This window comes from Micromonospora sp. NPDC049171 (assembly GCF_040648275.1).
Taxonomy (GTDB): domain Bacteria; phylum Actinomycetota; class Actinomycetes; order Mycobacteriales; family Micromonosporaceae; genus Micromonospora.
Genome location: NZ_JBEZDJ010000051.1, coordinates 11,153 through 27,644, shown reverse-complemented (window position 1 = coordinate 27,644; position 16,492 = coordinate 11,153). Strand labels below are relative to the sequence as shown.

At 69.9% G+C, this 16,492-nt stretch carries 10 protein-coding genes; 4 read left to right on the top strand and 6 right to left on the bottom strand.

The features are described from left to right. From AB0B14_RS36100 to aspS, 5 genes are all read right to left on the bottom strand, one after another. The coding region (locus tag AB0B14_RS36100) for a type I polyketide synthase (RefSeq protein ID WP_357526610.1) at positions 1-4,666 on the bottom strand (4,666 nt) is incomplete at its 3' end. A 118-nt stretch (positions 4,667-4,784) separates the two neighbouring features. Then, the gene (locus tag AB0B14_RS36095; protein ID WP_357080873.1) at positions 4,785-6,122 is read right to left on the bottom strand and encodes a cytochrome P450; all 1,338 of its coding nucleotides are present in this window, start codon (positions 6,120-6,122) and stop codon (positions 4,785-4,787) included. A gap of 159 nt (positions 6,123-6,281) precedes the next feature. Continuing rightward, positions 6,282-7,127 carry a metallophosphoesterase gene (locus AB0B14_RS36090; RefSeq protein WP_357080870.1) on the bottom strand — a complete coding sequence of 282 codons (846 nt, stop codon included), beginning with the start codon at positions 7,125-7,127 and terminating at the stop codon, positions 6,282-6,284. Beyond that, positions 7,124-7,885 carry an alpha/beta fold hydrolase gene (locus AB0B14_RS36085; RefSeq protein WP_357526608.1) on the bottom strand — a complete coding sequence of 254 codons (762 nt, stop codon included), beginning with the start codon at positions 7,883-7,885 and terminating at the stop codon, positions 7,124-7,126. The genes AB0B14_RS36090 and AB0B14_RS36085 overlap by 4 nt, the downstream gene beginning before the upstream one ends. A gap of 800 nt (positions 7,886-8,685) precedes the next feature. Beyond that, on the bottom strand, positions 8,686-9,972 hold the full coding sequence (gene aspS / locus AB0B14_RS36080; protein ID WP_357526606.1) for an aspartate--tRNA(Asn) ligase: 1,287 nt from the start codon (positions 9,970-9,972) through the stop codon (positions 8,686-8,688). A gap of 450 nt (positions 9,973-10,422) precedes the next feature. Between aspS and lipA the strand changes: the two genes are divergently transcribed. The 3 genes from lipA to AB0B14_RS36065 all read left to right on the top strand — a co-directional run bounded on the left by lipA (position 10,423) and on the right by AB0B14_RS36065 (position 13,594). Then, a complete protein-coding gene (lipA, locus tag AB0B14_RS36075; RefSeq protein ID WP_357526604.1) occupies positions 10,423-11,418 on the top strand; it encodes a lipoyl synthase in 996 nt (331 codons plus the stop codon). Positions 11,419-12,063: 645 nt separating this feature from the next. Beyond that, positions 12,064-12,411, top strand: a complete 348-nt coding sequence (locus AB0B14_RS36070; protein ID WP_357526602.1) for a hypothetical protein — start codon at positions 12,064-12,066, stop codon at positions 12,409-12,411. 496 nt (positions 12,412-12,907) lie between these two features. Further along, complete coding sequence (locus AB0B14_RS36065) at positions 12,908-13,594, top strand: DUF4191 domain-containing protein (protein WP_357526601.1); 687 nt, start codon at positions 12,908-12,910, stop codon at positions 13,592-13,594. 679 nt (positions 13,595-14,273) lie between these two features. Here the strand turns inward: AB0B14_RS36065 and AB0B14_RS36060 are convergent. Continuing rightward, on the bottom strand, positions 14,274-14,672 hold the full coding sequence (locus tag AB0B14_RS36060; RefSeq protein WP_357526599.1) for an RDD family protein: 399 nt from the start codon (positions 14,670-14,672) through the stop codon (positions 14,274-14,276). Between the two features lie 262 nt (positions 14,673-14,934). Between AB0B14_RS36060 and glnA the strand changes: the two genes are divergently transcribed. Beyond that, positions 14,935-16,359, top strand: coding sequence for a type I glutamate--ammonia ligase (gene glnA / locus AB0B14_RS36055; protein WP_357080849.1), 1,425 nt, complete (start codon positions 14,935-14,937; stop codon positions 16,357-16,359). Positions 16,360-16,492 lie beyond the last annotated feature (133 nt).

Genomic DNA, 16,492 nt, shown 5'->3' with positions numbered 1-16,492 from the left:
ACGCCGCAGCAAACACCACCGACGACCCATACAACTCACGACCCATACCCACCCGCTGCGCACCCTGCCCCGTAAACAAAAACGCCACCCGGCCGCCTTCGGGCCCGGCGGACGACTGCTCGACCAGGCCGCTGGCCACTGACCGCAGACCGGCCGACAGTTCCGGTGCGTCGGCGGCGACGACCACCGCCCGCCGGTCGAGCAGTGACCGGGTCGTCGTGAGGGACAGACCGAGATCGGCGGGTCGGAGCCCGGGGTCCTCGGCGAGCAGTTCCAGGAGGCGGCCGGCCTGTGCCCGTAGCGCGGCGTCGGTCCGCGCGCTCAACACCACCGGCACCGGCACCGGCTCCACCGCCGACGCCTCGACCGGCACCTCGACCGGCACCTGTTCAAGAATCACATGCGCATTAGTCCCACTAATACCGAACGACGACACCGCCGCCCGCCGAGGCCGACCCGTTTCCGGCCACGACCGCGACTCCGTCAACAACCGCACCCCACCCGACGACCAATCCACAAAAGGCGACGGCTCACCCACATGCAACGTCCTCGGCAACACCCCGTGCCGCATCGCCATCACCATCTTGATCACACCACCAACACCCGCCGCCGCCTGCGCATGACCAATATTCGACTTCAACGACCCCAACCACAACGGCTCACCCAACCGCCCCCGACCATACGTAGCCAACAACGCACCCGCCTCAATCGGATCACCCAACCGAGTCCCCGTACCATGCCCCTCCACCACATCCACATCACCCACACCCAAACCCGCACCCACCAACGCCGCACGAATCACCCGCTCCTGCGACGGACCATTCGGAGCCGTCAAACCATTACTCGCACCATCCTGATTAACCGCACTACCCCGAACCACCGCCAACACCCGACGCCCACCAGCCACCGCATCCGACAACCGCTCCACCAACAACACCCCCACACCCTCCGCCCAACCCGTCCCATCCGCCCCCGCCGAAAACGCCTTACACCGACCATCAACCGCCAAGCCCCCCTGACGACTGAACTCCACGAAAAGGCCGGGCGAGGACATGACCGTCACGCCACCGGCGAGCGCCAAATCGCATTCGCCCCGCCGCAGCGACTGCACGGCCAGATGCAACGCCACCAACGACGACGAACACGCCGTATCGACGGTGACCGCAGGCCCCTCGAAACCAAACGTGTACGCCACCCGCCCGGAGGCGACGCTCGCGCTGCTCCCGGTCAACAGGTGCCCCGCGAGATCACCGTTCGCCTCGTGCAGTCGCGGGCCGTACTCCTGGCTCATCGCCCCGACGAAGACCCCGGTCCGGCTGCCCCGCAGCGCGTCAGGGTCGATACCCGCGCGTTCCAACGCCTCCCACGACGTCTCCAGCAGCAGCCGCTGCTGCGGGTCCATCGCCAACGCCTCACGCGGGGCGATCCCGAAGAACCCCGCGTCGAACATCGCCGCGTCCTCGAGGAAACCGCCTCGCCGCGGAAAGTCGTCCTCGGACCGCGTCTCCCACCCGCGATCCGTGGGGAACCCGGAAACGGCGTCCCCGCCGGAGGCCACCAACCGCCACAGGTCCTCGGCACTCGAGATCCCACCCGGGTACCGGCATCCCATGGCCACGATCGCCACCGGCTCGTCCAGCGCCACGGCGGTACGCGGCTGTTCGTGCACCGGAGCCGCGCCCAGCAGTTCGGCGCGCAGGAACCGGGCCACCGCCGCCGGGGTGGGATGATCGAACAGCAGGGTCGTCGGAAGGCTCAGCCCGGTGGCGACGCCGAGCCGGTTGCGCAACTCGACAGCGGTCTGGGAGTCGAAGCCGAGATCCTTGAAGGTGAGCCTGGGCTCGACCTGGTCGGGCCCGTCGTGGCCGAGCAGCGCGGCGATCTGGGACCGGACCGACCCGAGCAGCACCCGGTCCTGGTCAGCGTCCTTCGCGGCGGCCAGGCGCCGCACGAACAGGGCCTCCTCGGCGTCTGCCGCCGCGGCGACGCGGGAGCCGGGGGTCACCGGCTCGCGCTGCCGCTGCTCGCCCAGGTCGTCCAGCCAGTGCCGCTGGCGCTGGAAGGAATAGCGGGGCAGATCCACAGTCGTGGCTGCCGACCCAGAGAACACGCTGGCCCAGCCGACCTCCACCCCGTGCACGTGCGCCTCGGCGAGCGAGGTCAGAAACCTGGAGAGTCCTCCTTCGCCGCGGCGCAGCGTCCCCAACGCGGCTGCCTCGGCACCCGCGTCCTCGATCACCTCCTGGACCGCTCCGGCAACCACCGGATGAGGACTCACCTCGATGAACGTGCCGTGCCCATCGGCGAGCAGCGCGCGGATCGCTTCGTCGAACCGGACGGTCTGCCGCAGGTTGCGGTACCAGTAGTCGCCGTCCATGCCCTCGGTGTCCAGCCGCCCGCCGGTGACTGTGGAGTAGAAGGCGATGCGCGAGGCCCGCGGGGCGACCGCTGCCAGGTCGCGGGACAGCACGTCGCGGATCGCCTCCACCTGGGCGCCGTGCGAGGCGTAGTCGACAGCGACCCGTCGGGCCCGGACACCGTCGGCAGCGCAGGCGGCGAGCAGTGCCTCGATCGCGTCGGTGTCGCCGGAGACCACTGTGGCGCGCGGGCCGTTGACCGCCGCGACCGCGAGCCGGCCGGCCCAGGGCTCCACCATCCGGGTCACCTGCTCGGCGGGCAGCGCCACCGACATCATGCCGCCGCGCCCCGACAGGACCGCCAGCGCCCTGCTGCGCAGACCCACGATGCGCGCGGCGTCCTCCAGGGACAGCGCACCCGCCACGTGGGCGGCTGCTATCTCACCCTGCGAGTGGCCCACCACCGCCGCCGGCTCGACCCCGTGCGAGCGCCAGAGCGCGGCCAACGCGACCATCACGGAGAACAGGGCGGGCTGCACGACGTCGACGCGATCCAGCGGCGGCGAGCCCGGCTCCCCTCGCAGAACGTCGATCATCGACCAGCCGGTGAACGGTTCGAGGGCGTCGGCGCACTCACCCAGCGTGTCGGCGAAGACCGGGGACTCGTCCAGGAGGGTGGCGGCCATGTCGGGCCACTGCGAGCCCTGGCCGGGAAAGACGAGGACGGTCCTGGCCACGTGCTCACCGGCGCTTCCGCGTACCAGACCGGGTGCCGCGTCGCCGTCGGCCAGCGCGCCGAGCGCGCGCAGGAAGCGTTCGCGGTCGTCCGCGACCACGACCGCGCGGTGCGCGAACGCGGTCCGCGTGGTCGCCAGCGAGAGCCCGACATCTGCCACACCGAGACCCGGCGCGGCGGCAACGAATTCCCTGAGCGTGGCGGCCTGGGCACGCAGGGCCGCGGCGGTACGCCCCGACACCGGCCACGGCACGACCACCGGGGACGCCTCGTCGGTCTTCGCCGTCGCCGGGGCCGGGGCCGTCGTCGGAGCCTGGGCCGGGGCCGGCGGGGCCTCGCTCAGGACGACATGGCAGTTGGTGCCGCCCATGCCGAACGCGCTGACCCCGGCGGTCCTCGGGCCGCTGCCGCTCTCCCAGGCCGACAGTTCGGTCTGCACCCGCAGACGCAGCTCGTCGAGCGGGATCTGCGGGTTCGGCGTGCTGAAGTTCAGGCTCGGCGGCAGCTCCGCGTGCCGCAGTGCCAGCACCGCCTTGAGCAGGCCGGCGATACCGGCCGCACCCTCGAGATGGCCGATGTTCGTCTTGGCCGAACCGACAGGCAGCGGGTGTGCCACGCTCCGGCCCGCGCCCAGCGCGGCGCCGAGCGCCGCCGCCTCGACCGGGTCTCCCAACGGGGTACCGGTGCCGTGCAGTTCGACGTAACCCACCTCGGAGCGGGCCACCCCGGCGCGGGCCCACGCCTGCCGGATGACCTCCTCCTGCGCGGCCTGGACCGGCGTGGTCAGCGTCTGCCCGCCGCCGTCGTTGTTCACCGCGCTGCCACGGATCACCGCGTGGATCAGGTCGCCGTCCTCGATGGCCCGGGCGAGCGGTTTGAGCACGACGAGACCGCCACCCTCCCCGCGGACGTACCCGTTGGCCCGCGCGTCGAAGGTGTGGCACCGACCCTCCGGGGACAGCCCACCGAAACCCGCCGACCGGGCCGTGCTGTCCGGACCGGTGATCAGGTTGACGCCGCCCGCGAGCGCGAGAACCGAGTCGCCTCTGCGCAGGCTCTCGCACGCCAGGTGGACCGCGACAAGCGACGAGGACTGGCCGGTGTCCACCGTGAGGCTGGCGCCCTTCAGCCCGAGGAAGTAGGACAGGCGGTTGGCGATGATGCCGCGGTGCAGCCCGGTCATCGAGTGCTGGGCGAGTACCGCCGGGTCGTAGCGGGCAGCCAGCGTCGAATAGTCGTCCCAGATCGCCCCGACGAACACTCCTACCGGACGGCCGTTCAGCTCGTGCGGCAGCAGCCGCGCGCCTTCCAGCGCCTCCCAGCCCAGCTCCAGGACCAGCCGCTGTTGGGGGTCCATGGCCGCGGCCTCGCGTGGCGAGATGCCGAAGAAGCCGGCGTCGAAGCGGTCCACGTGCTCCAGGAAGCCGGCGCGGTGAGCAGCGACCTGCCTGTCCTGCGGCGGTTCGGTGACGGCGTCCACGCCATCGCGGAGAAGCCGCCAGAACGCCTCGGGGTCGGGCGCACCCGGCAGCCGGCAGGCGAGACCGGTGATCGCGATTGCATCGTCACTCATGGCAGGAGCTCCCCCACGGACTGGCGGTTGAACGACGGCAGGAGACGGCGCAGGACACCCGCGGCACTGGCCGCCTGCCGCAACTCGCTCGGTTGAGTTCGGCCGTCCCCGGGGCGGCCTACAGGGTCACCGGCAGCCCCTGCAGACCCCTCATGATCAATCCGGGTCGCCAGCGGACCTCGTCGGGCTCGACGGCCAGCTTCAGATCGGGAAAGCGGTCGAGGACGGCGCCGATCGCGATCTCACCCTCCATCCGCGCCAGTGGCGCGCCCATGCAGTAGTGGTGGCCGTATCCGAAGGCCAGGTGGGGGTTGTCAGCCCGCGCGACGTCGAACCGGTCGGGATCCGGGAAGTGCGCGGCGTCGCGGTGGGCACTGCCGAGGGAGATGAGGACGACCTCGTCCTCCTCGATGTATTCCCCGCCGATCTCCGTCGGCTCGGTACACATCCGCAGCGTGGTGTTCTGGACCGGCGACTCGAACCGCAGGATCTCCTCCACCGCCGAGGGCAGCAGGCTCCGGTCGCGGCGCAGCAGCTCCATCTGGTCCGGGTTGGCCAGAAGGTGGTAGAGCCCGTTGCCGATCAGGTTGACGGTGGTCTCGTATCCCGCCGCGAGCAGCAGGAACGTCATGGCGACCAGCTCATGCTCGGCGAGCTTGTCACCGTCCTCGTGGACCATGATGAGCGCGGAGAGCAGGTCGTCGGTGCGGGACCTGTGCTTGTTGGCGACGAGCTCCTGGACGTACTCGGAGAGGCTGGCCAGCGCCGGCGGGAACGCCTCGCCCATCAGCGGGCCCGCCGTGGCGATGTTGACCCAGCGCCGGAACTTGTCCCGGTCCTCGGCGGGCACCCCGAGGATCTCGTAGATCATCGTCATCGGCAGCGGGAGGGCGAGCTCGTCGATGAGGTCAGCCTCGCGCTTACCCTCCAGCCGCTCGACGAGGTCTGTCGTCACCTGCTGCACGCGGGGGCGCAACCGCTCGAACTGCCGTGGCGTGAAGGCCTTGGTAACCAGTCGGCGCAGCCGTGTGTGGTCGGGGGCCTCCAGGTTGAGCATGTGGTGGTGCAGCTCCTCGTTGGGGAACAGCTCGGCCCTGTCCTCCGCGTCGAGACGCCGGATGTCCTTGGACAGGGCGGGGTTGCGGAGCGCGGCGCGGGCGTCCTCGTACCGTGAGATCAACCACGACTGTTTCCCACCCGCTCCCGGCATCACCGGGCAGACGGGCTGGTTGTCCCGCAGCCATGCGTAGGTCGGGTACGGATCGTGCTGGAAGGCCGGGCTGCTGATGGGGGATGGTTCCTTGGCGCTCACGATCACTCCAAGAGGTAGTGGCTGCTCCAGGCCGAGGTCGCCCTCGAAGGCGCCCTCGTCACGTCGTGCCTCGACCGTGCCGATCGTCGTGCCGTCGCCGCAGCGCGCCACGGCGGCGACGCGGTAGCCGTCGCATCGCGTCATGCTGCCGACGAAGCCCGCCCGGGCACGGCGGCGAGCCCCGCGCGGCCGGCAGGATCGGTGCCGGCGGGCCACCAAGGGCGGCCGGGACCCGGCGGGCGCAGTCCCGCACCGTGCCGAACGCCCCCGCGTGCCCCACCCGCTGCGGCAGGACCGCCCCGCTCACGCGGTCACCGCCGCCGGCAGCACCGAGCGCAGCAGTGGGTCGGGGACGCCCCGCCGTCGCCACTCGCGTGGGTAGCCGAGGGAGACCTCACGGAACGGCACGCCGTCGTAGGTGGTCGTGCGTGGGATGTGGAGGTGCCCGTACACGACAGTCGCGGTGCGGAACCGGCGGTGCCAGTCCGCGGTCAGCGTGGTGCCGCACCACTGGGCGAAGACCTGGAAGTGCAGCGCGGCAGTGGGTTGCCGGACCAACGGGAAGTGGTTGACCAGCACGAGAGGGATGTCCGGGTCGCAGGCCGCCAGCCGTCGCTCGGTGGCCTCGACCCGGGCCCTGCACCAGGCTTCCCGGCTCGGGTAGGGGTCGGGGTGCAGCAGGAACTCGTCGGTGCAGACCACCCCTTCGTCGTAGGCGCGGCTGAGCGCCTCCTGCCGGCTGGACCCGGCAGGGCGGAAGCTGTAGTCGTAGAGCAGGAACAGCGGAGCCACGGTCACGGGTCCGCCCGCGCCTCGCCACACCGCGAACGGGTCTTCCGGGGTGAGCACGCCGAGGCTTCGGCAGAGCGTGACGAGATGGTCGTACCGGGCCTGACCACGTGCCGGCACCGGGTCCGCGGGATGGGTCCACAGCTCGTGGTTTCCCGGCGCCCACACCACCTGCGCAAAGCGGTCGCGCAGCAGGGTCAGTGCCCACTCGATGTCGGTGGTCAACTCTCCGACGTCGCCCGCGACGATCAGCCAGTCCTGGTCGGTCTCCGGCCGCAGCTCCTCGACGATCCGCCGGTTGTCCTCATGTGAGACATGCAGGTCGCTCACCGCGAGCAGCCGCCCCGTGGAGTGCCTCACGCGAGGGCCTCGGCTCGCAGGCGCTCCAGGATCTGGGCGACGACGGCCTCCTTGCGGGCCGCGAGGTAGAAATGGCCTCCGGGGTGCACGAGCAACTCGAAGCGCCCGTCTGTCGTTTCCGACCAGGCATCCGCCTGCGCCACCGTCACCCTGGGGTCCGCGTCGCCGACCATCGCGATCACGGGGCAGGTCAACGGGGGTGCCGCCGCCGGCCGGTAGGTCTCCACCGCCCTGAAGTCGGCACGCAGCGCCGGGATGATCATCTGAAGGATCTCCTGGTCCTCCAGCGGCGCCAACTCGGCGCCGTTGAGCCGCCTGAGCTCGGCGAGCAGGCCGGCGTCCCCGAGTGTGTGCACCGTCCCTCCGGAGGACAGCAACGGGCTCCCCCGCCCGGAGGCGAAGAGGGCTGTTGGCGGACGTCCCGCCGCGCTCAGGCGCCTGGCCAGCTCGAAGCCGACGACGGCGCCCATGCTGTGCCCGAAGATGGCCAGCGGACTGTCGTCGTCCGGATCGAGGACGTGGAACAGGGCGTCGGCCAGCGCGTCGATGGAGGTGAGTGGCGGCTCCGAGCGCCGGTCCTGGCGGCCGGGATACTGCACTGCCTGCACGTTCAGCTTTCCGGCCACTGCCGTCGCCAGAGGGAAGAAGAAGCTTGACGACCCACCTGCGTGCGGCAGACAGAGCAGACGCGTAGCGCCCGGCGCCGGGTGGAAGCGTCGGATCCACCGCTCCCGTTCGGCCTGGTCCCTACCCGTCATCGCGACCTCTCCCCTGAATCGTCCGGCCAGCCGGGACAATCAATGGCAGCCAGGGACGGCCTCCCCGTGGTTCGTCGTCCCGGGAAGCCCGTACATAAAGAAATCATCGGTAACCAATGGGATACCTGCCGGCAATGACTTCGGTCACAGCCCTGCCAGGCGCCCTGATTTTCTGCGGAGGATCAGATCAGATCATTGGTCGCGGCAGCACCCACAATGAGTGCGCAGATGGACAGCACTCCGCCCCAAGCGAGAGGAGCGCCCGCTAACAGAATGGGATCTGGCTGGACTGCCCACGATCTTGCCGCTGATCCATGGGCCATCATCCGTCAACTGCTGCGCAGCAGCCAGCGCAGAGGTAATTTCATCGTTTCGGGACGGAAGCCCTCGGCCGAGCCAGAGCGCCGGCGAGATCCGCACGTATCACGGCGTCGAAGACACGATCGAACACACTATTCCCCCGTTGTCCCGACCAACCCGCGTGGGATGGCCGTAGATGCCATCGTCACTAACCGTCAAGCTGGCGAAATCGTGGGACTCGGCTATGTGCCAGGCCGTCACGACTCCGCACCGGTAGCAACATCATCGTGACAGAAAGGCTAGTCGCATCAGGAATAGACGGCAACCCCTACGTGACCATCCACCGGAAATGGCTTCTCACCTGGGAAGACATCGGTTTTCCCAGGCCCCGGACGGTGCCGGCGGCACGCTCCCGCGGCGCGTTTCCTGCCGTCCGGGCGGTTGACCGAAGGGGCCGTGGCGCACGGGCCGGCGCCGCACGACGCCGGCCCGTACATCCCTCACGGGGTGAGCCGGTGCAGGTCGCGTGGGAACGCGGTGACCTCCCGGATGTTTGCCGCGCCGACCAGCCGGGCCACGAAGCGTTCCAGCCCGATGGCGAAGCCACCGTGCGGCGGCATGCCGTGCCGGAACGCGTCGAGATAACCGGCGTACGGCTCGACCGGCTCGCCCCGGGCCGCCAACGCCGCCAGGTAGTCGGCGTGCCGATGCAGCCGCTGCCCGCCGGTGACCAGCTCCAGACCCCGAAAGAGCAGGTCAAAACCGTTCGAGTACGCGGGCCGCGCCGGGTCCGGGTGGGTGTAGAACGGCCGCTTCGCCATCGGGTAGCCGGTGACGAAGAGGAAGTCGGAGCCGTGTTCGCGGCGGGCCCAGTCGCCCAGCGCCCGTTCGTGGGCCGGCGCGAGGTCCGGCTCGTCGGCGGGCGCTCCGGCAATCGTCAACGCCTCGGTGAAGTGCACCGCCGGGATCTCCGCCGGCACCCGCGGCGGTGTGACGCCCAGCGTGGTCAGGGCGCCGCCGGCCCGCTCGCCCACGGTGTCCAGCATCCCGGCGACCGTGTCCCGCAGCACCCGCATCACGTCCCGGTGGTCGGCGACGAAGCCCAGCTCGGCGTCGAGCGACGTGTACTGCGCGAGGTGCCGGACGGTGTCGTGCGGCTCGGCCCGGAAGACCGGCCCCACCTCGTAGACGCGCTCGAAGACGCCGACCATCAGCTGCTTGTAGAACTGCGGCGACTGGGCCAGGTACGCGGGCCCGCCGAACCAGTCCAGGGCGAACACGTTCGCGCCGCTCTCGGTGCAGGAGCTGACCACCTTCGGGGTGTGGATCTCCACGAAGTCGTGGGCGTCGAGGGCGGCCCGGAACCCGGCGACGGCAGCCGCCGAGATCCGCAGCGCGGCCGACCGGGTCGGGTGGCGCAGGGCGGTCGGCGCGTTGTCGAGTTGGGTGGGCAGGCTCGCGGTGAGTGTCGGCCGGTACAGGTCGAACGGGGGCGGCACGGCGGGCGGCCCGAGCAGACGTACCGTCGGGTCGGTCAACTCGACCCCGGCGGGCGCCGTGCCGTTCGCGGTGGCCGTCGCGGTGACCTCGACGACCGTCTCCTCGGGAAGTTTCTCCAGCTCGGCGCGGACGGCCGGGTCGGTCACGACCACCTGGGCCAGGCCGGCGGCGTCCCGCACGATCAGGAAGGCCACCGACTTGAGCAGTCGACGGCGGTGCACCCAGCCGGCGATCCGCACGGTCGTGCCGATCTGGGCGGGCAGGTGGTGGGACAGGGTTCGTCGCATGGCGGGCTCCTCGGTCGATCGCCACGCCGTCGCCGCCCCGGGGCGGCGAAAGCGTCGCATCAGCCCCAGGGAGGTGTGGGCGAGCGGGATCCTCGCGGTGCCACCACACCTTCACCCCCGCCGGAGCGGGGGCCTCGTTCGTCGCCTGATGACCGGGGCCAGCCGGGCGGGCTCTACTGGGCACGAGTGAGGAGTGCCGTTCTTCCCGCAGCTCAGGAGGGTCTTCGCACCCCGGTGCCAGACCGCCTCTCAGCACCGGCGGCTCTCTGCACTGGCGGGTCGGGGCGCTACTCGGCTCCGTCGTCGCTGTTGGCGGTGACCGTAGCACCGGATTCCGACGCGTGTGACGCCCTTTTTCGACTACCCGGTGTCCGGCGTCACAACGTTTGGAGCGTGACGCCGGTCGCCTGGCGTACATAGACACCTGCCGTCCGGCGTAGGCTCGTTTTCGTGACGATCGAGCACTCCGCGCCGACGACCGGCCAGGCAGCGCGCACCGCAACGGCGGCCCCCGAGGGGCGGCGTCTGCTGCGCATCGAGGCGCGCAACGCCGAGACGCCGATCGAGCGCAAACCGCCGTGGATCAAGGTCAAGGCCAAGATGGGCCCGGAGTACACCCAGCTGCGCGGGCTCGTCTCGCGCGAGGGGCTGCACACCGTCTGCCAGGAGGCCGGCTGCCCCAACATCTACGAGTGTTGGGAGGACCGGGAGGCCACCTTCCTCATCGGTGGTGACCAGTGCACCCGGCGCTGCGACTTCTGCCAGATCGACACCGGCAAGCCGGCCGAGTTCGACGCCGACGAGCCGCGCCGTGTGGCCGAGTCGGTGGTCGCGATGGGGCTGCGCTACGCCACCATCACCGGCGTCGCCCGTGACGACCTGCCCGACGGCGGCGCCTGGCTGTACGCCGAGACCGTCCGCCAGATCCACGCGCTGCAGCCCGGCTGCGGCGTCGAGCTGCTCATCCCGGACTTCAACGCCGTGCCCGCGCAGTTGGCCGAGGTCTTCGGCTCCCGCCCCGAGGTGCTGGCCCACAACGTGGAGACGGTGCCGCGCATCTTCAAGCGCATCCGGCCGGCGTTCCGCTACGACCGCTCCCTGGACGTGATCCGGCAGGCTCGCGCCGACGGCCTGGTCACCAAGAGCAACCTCATCCTGGGCATGGGCGAGGAACGCGCCGAGATCTCCCAGGCGCTGCGCGACCTGCACGAGGCCGGCTGCGAGCTGATCACCATCACGCAGTACCTGCGCCCCACCCCCCGGCACCACCCGGTGACCCGCTGGGTCAAGCCGGAGGAGTTCGTGGAGCTGCGCGAGGAGGCCGAGGAGATCGGCTTCGCCGGAGTGATGAGCGGGCCGCTGGTGCGCTCGTCGTACCGGGCGGGTCGGCTCTACAAGCAGGCGCTCGACGCCCGCGCCGCGACTCCGGTCGCCACCGCCGGCTGACCCCGCACGATCGGTCGAAGCGGCGAGAGGGAAGCCCTCTCGCCGCTTTTCCATGTCACGCTGCCCTTATTCAGACGCTCGCGGCGGTCTTCTGCGGTTGGCCCTCCGCCGCTGCCGATGCCAGGCAGAGGTGACGGACTGGGTCGCCAGGACGACCGTCATCGTGCCGGCCAAGATTCGTGCGAGCACGTTCTCGTGGGTGCGGAAGAACGCCAGCGCAATGAGGATATGCACCACAAGAAAAGCAGGATGCCGAATCGCGCTTATCCGCGTTCCCCTTTTCGCTTATCAAGTCGTTCACCAATCAGTTCACTCACTGTGACAATGATGAACGAATCGTTAAGTCCGTTTTAAAGATAGTTTGCCGTTGTTTGCACCCGAGGGTAGCGCAGTCGCTGAAGATCAGCTAACGTCTCTACCACAGCCAACCGGGCGATCTCGGGGGCTGAAGCGGGGAACCCCACGGGTAAACGCCTTAACCGCTATCGCATTGACTGGCCCGCTAACCGCAGCCCCACCTTGCCGGATCACCGGTCGTCATCCGGGACCGCCGCGGACCAGCCATTTCCGCAGGGCATCCAATTCAGTGGAGGAAACATGTCGTCACGGAGAAAGATTGGTGCTGCCCTGAGCAGCATCGCGGTGGTGACCAGCCTGACGGTCGCGCCGACGGCGGCACACGCAGGAGGCGGCGGCTGCATCGACTACAGCAGGAATGGCTGGAATATCGGCGTCTGCAGCGGTGACAACGGGCGCACGGTCTTCGGCGATCTCTACGTTAACGCGCGGGGCAGCCTCGGCAGTGTTTGCACCATCAGCATTACCATCGTCAACTCGGCCGGCACCCCGGTGAAGAACCGAAACGACGGCTGCTACGCCGGGCACCACCCCGCCATCGATTACCCGCTCAACGCGAAGTACCACACGGTGGGCAGCGTAGTCGTCAATGGCGTGCAGAAGGTTGGCGGATCCAGCTTCGTCACCACCCCGTAAGTGGGCCGCCCGGTTCTCCCGCCCAGCGGGGTGGGTCGCCACAGCGACCACCTCCCGATGCGGGCCCGGCCGAGCTCATCACGTGGCGCACACTCTGCGACCGGGGACGGTGCTCCCGGCACGGAACCAATCCTTCGGTCCCGGCTGCTTCCCCCGCTTGGTCTCCCCCGTCTGACGGCGTCCGCTTGACGGCGTCCGCTTGACGGCGTCCGTCTGACGGTGTCCGCGGGCCTGCTCCCCACGCTCGACCCCGTCCGCAGTCCCCGCCTCCGCCCCACGGGCGGGGGCGGGGATGGACCAGTCGTCAGGTCTCCACCGGGACGACGCTGCGCGCCGGCACGAGGCACCCACGGCCCCCGGGCCGCCGGTCGTGGGCGAAACGGGTTCCCAGCCCTCACCCGCCCGGCGGGGGTGGGTGAGGCGACGCGAGGTACCCAGCCGGCCGGCACCCGGACGCGGATCAACGGGGCGGGCGGCGACCACTAGACTCTGCGGCATGGCAAAGCCCCAGGAGAAGGTCTCGTTCGGCCAGCGGCTGAAGCAGATCGGGATGGTGTTCAAGTTCACCGCCAAGCAGGACCGATGGTTCGCGCCGTTGGTCGCCGCCGCGGTGCTCATCCCGCTCGCCCTCACCGTGGTCGCGGTCATCCTCTGGAGCTGGATCTGGCTGCCGATCGGCATCCTGTTCGTCCTGCTCGCGGTGCTGATCGTGCTCAACCTCCGGTCCAACAAGGCGATGATGAACGCCGCCGAGGGGCAGCCCGGCGCGGCGGCGCAGATCATGGAGAACATGCGCGGCGACTGGCGGGTGACCCCGGCGGTCAGCTCGACCACCCAGATGGACATGGTCCACCTGGTGATCGGTAAGCCGGGTGTGATCCTGCTGGCCGAGGGCAACCCGCAGCGGGTGCGTGGCCTGCTCGGGCAGGAGAAGCGGCGGCTGTCGAAGGTGATCGGCTCCGCGCCTCTGCACGACTACGTGATCGGGCAGGACGAGGGCGAGCTGCCTATCCGCAAACTCCGCACGACGCTGCTGCGCCTGCCCCGCGCGCTCTCCGGCAAGGACGTCAACTCGCTGGACAAGCGACTCAAGGCGCTCACCGCCCGTCCGCAGATGCCCAAGGGCGCGATCCCGAAGAACATGCGGCCGCCAGGCGCCTCCCGCCAGTCGCGGGGCCGCTGACCCCCCAGGTGTACGCGTAAAGAGCCGGACCCGCACGGGTCCGGCTCTTTGCCATCCGCACCCCACATCCCTGAAGTTGCCTGGATCTTGCCCAGATGTGGACGCGTGGACCGCCGGAACGTCGGCTTCGGCTCCGTCGCCGGTCAAGATCGTGCTCGATCCTGGATCCAGTGGCCTCAAGACGCCGGGACACCACTACATCCTGGTCAGCGCCGTTGCGTTAGGTGGACCGGCTGTTCGCCAACCAGCACTGCCTCGCCGATCATGGAGTTGTGGTGGGTAACAGAACGCCCGTAAAACCCCCAAAGTCGGCACCACAACTCCATGATCGCCAAGCCGGGCCCAGCCCGCTCCCCGATCGGGCACTTCCCGTCCCGGGTTGACCCGCCGGCTACAGGCCTAACGCAACGGTGTTGACATCCTGGTGCGAGCACGATCTTGGGCGGGCGGGCGGGCGGACTGGGCGGGGCCGGGCGGCGGGGCGGCGGCAGGGACGGGGCGGGGCCGGGCGGCGGGTCGGCGGCAGGGACGGGGCGGGCGCGGCGGACGGGGCGGGCGCGGCGGACGGGGCGGGCGCGGCGGGCGCGGCGGGCGCGGCGGGCGCGGCGGGGCCGGGCGGCGGCCGGGGCGGGAGGGGCCGAGGGCGCGGGAGTGCCCGGGACGCCGGGCGGGCCGGGGGTCAGCCTCGGGGGGCGTCGACGATGACCGAGTCGGCGAGTCGGTCGTGCAGGCCACGGCGGTGCTCGTCCATGATCAGCGCGGGGACGACGAGCGCCAGCAGCAGGCCACGGATCAGCCCCCGGAGCACGCCGATCCGGCCGCCGTCGTGCCAACTCACGCAGCGGATCTTCGTGATGTACATGCCCGGTGTCTGGGCGAACAGGCCGAGGAAGACGCCGTACACGAGTACCAGCACCAGCACCGGCGCCCAGCCGTCGCGTACCGGGTCGGCGAAGAAGTTGGACACCAGCAGGCAGAGCACCCAGTCGATGATCAGCGCACCGAACCGCTTGCCGAGGCTCGGCGGGGTGAAGCTGGGGTCGGTGGCCGGCGCTGCCGGGGCGTGCGGATTGGTCACAGCGGTCAAGGGTATCCGCGTCGGCACGACGGCTTGCCGGGGCCGCCGCCACGGTGTGCTGATTCGGGCCAAAGGCATCAGATGTCACTACACTGGCACAGTCGGTACGGCGTTCGTGGCGGGCCGGAGGCGTGGACGAGAGCGTCACCCACGTTCCGCGAGGGACGTAACACGGCAGAAACAACGGAGACACGGCCGGGCAACCCCCCGGCCCTAGCGTCGCCAGAAGCCTAGCCACCCCGTGGACGTGCCAGGAGGATGTGTGTTCGCCAATCCCGAGGAACTGCTGCGATACCTCAAGAACGAGGACGTGAAGTTCGTCGACGTTCGTTTCTGTGACCTGCCCGGCGTGATGCAGCACTTCAACCTGCCGGTCGAGTCCGTCAACGACGACCTCTTCACCGACGGCCTCGCGTTCGACGGTTCGTCGATCCGCGGTTTCCAGGCGATCCACGAGTCGGACATGCTCCTGCTCCCGGACGTCGCCACCGCGTTCATCGACCCGTTCCGCGCACAGAAGACTCTCGCGCTCAACTTCTTCATCCACGACCCGTTCACCCGCGAGGCCTACAGCCGCGACCCGCGCAACGTCGCGAAGAAGGCCGAGGCGTACCTGGCGGCGAGCGGCATCGCCGACACCGCCTACTTCGGCGCCGAGGCGGAGTTCTACATCTTCGACTCGATCCGCCACGAGACCTCGGCGCACCAGTCGTTCTACTACATCGACTCGATCGAGGGCGCCTGGAACACCGGCCGCGAAGAGCAGGGCGGCAACCTCGGTTACAAGACCGCGTACAAGGGTGGCTACTTCCCGGTGCCGCCGGTCGACCACTACGCCGACCTGCGTGACTCGATCGTGCGCCGGCTGGTCGACACCGGTTTCAACGTGGAGCGCTCGCACCACGAGGTGGGCACCGCCGGCCAGTCCGAGATCAACTACCGGTTCTCCACCCTGCTGCACGCCGGTGACCAGCTCCAGCTCTTCAAGTACATCGTGAAGAACGAGGCCTGGGCCAACGGCAAGACCGCGACCTTCATGCCCAAGCCGCTCTTCGGTGACAACGGCTCCGGCATGCACACCCACCAGAGCCTCTGGCTCAACGGTGAGCCGCTCTTCTACGACGAGACCGGCTACGCCGGCCTGTCCGACATGGCCCGCTGGTACATCGGCGGTCTGCTGCACCACGCGCCGTCGCTGCTGGCCTTCACCAACCCGACGGTCAACTCGTACCGTCGCCTGGTGCCGGGCTACGAGGCGCCGGTCAACCTGGTCTACTCGCAGCGCAACCGGTCCGCCTGCACCCGCATCCCGGTGACCGGCAGCAACGCCAAGGCCAAGCGCGTCGAGTTCCGCGTTCCGGACCCGTCGGCCAACGTCTACCTGGCGTTCTCGGCCATGATGATGGCCGGCCTGGACGGCATCAAGAGCAAGATGGAGCCGCCGACGCCGATCGACAAGGACCTCTACGACCTCCCGCCGGAGGAGTGGGGCGACGTCAAGCAGGTGCCGGGCTCGCTGCCGGCCGTGCTCGACTCGCTCGAGGCCGACCACGACTACCTGCTCGACGGCGGCGTCTTCACCCCGGACCTGATCTCCACCTGGGTGGACTGGAAGCGCGCCAACGAGGTCGACCCGGTGCGCCTGCGCCCGACCCCGCACGAGTTCGCCATGTACTACGACTGCTGAGCAGTCACTTCACCACCGGCCGGGGGGGGGGGGGGGCGGGGGCGGGGGGGGCGCGGGGCGGAACCGGCGTTTAATAATGAGATAATTCGGCCAACTAAAGAACAAGAGAAGTACTCAAAGATGCACGAAAAGA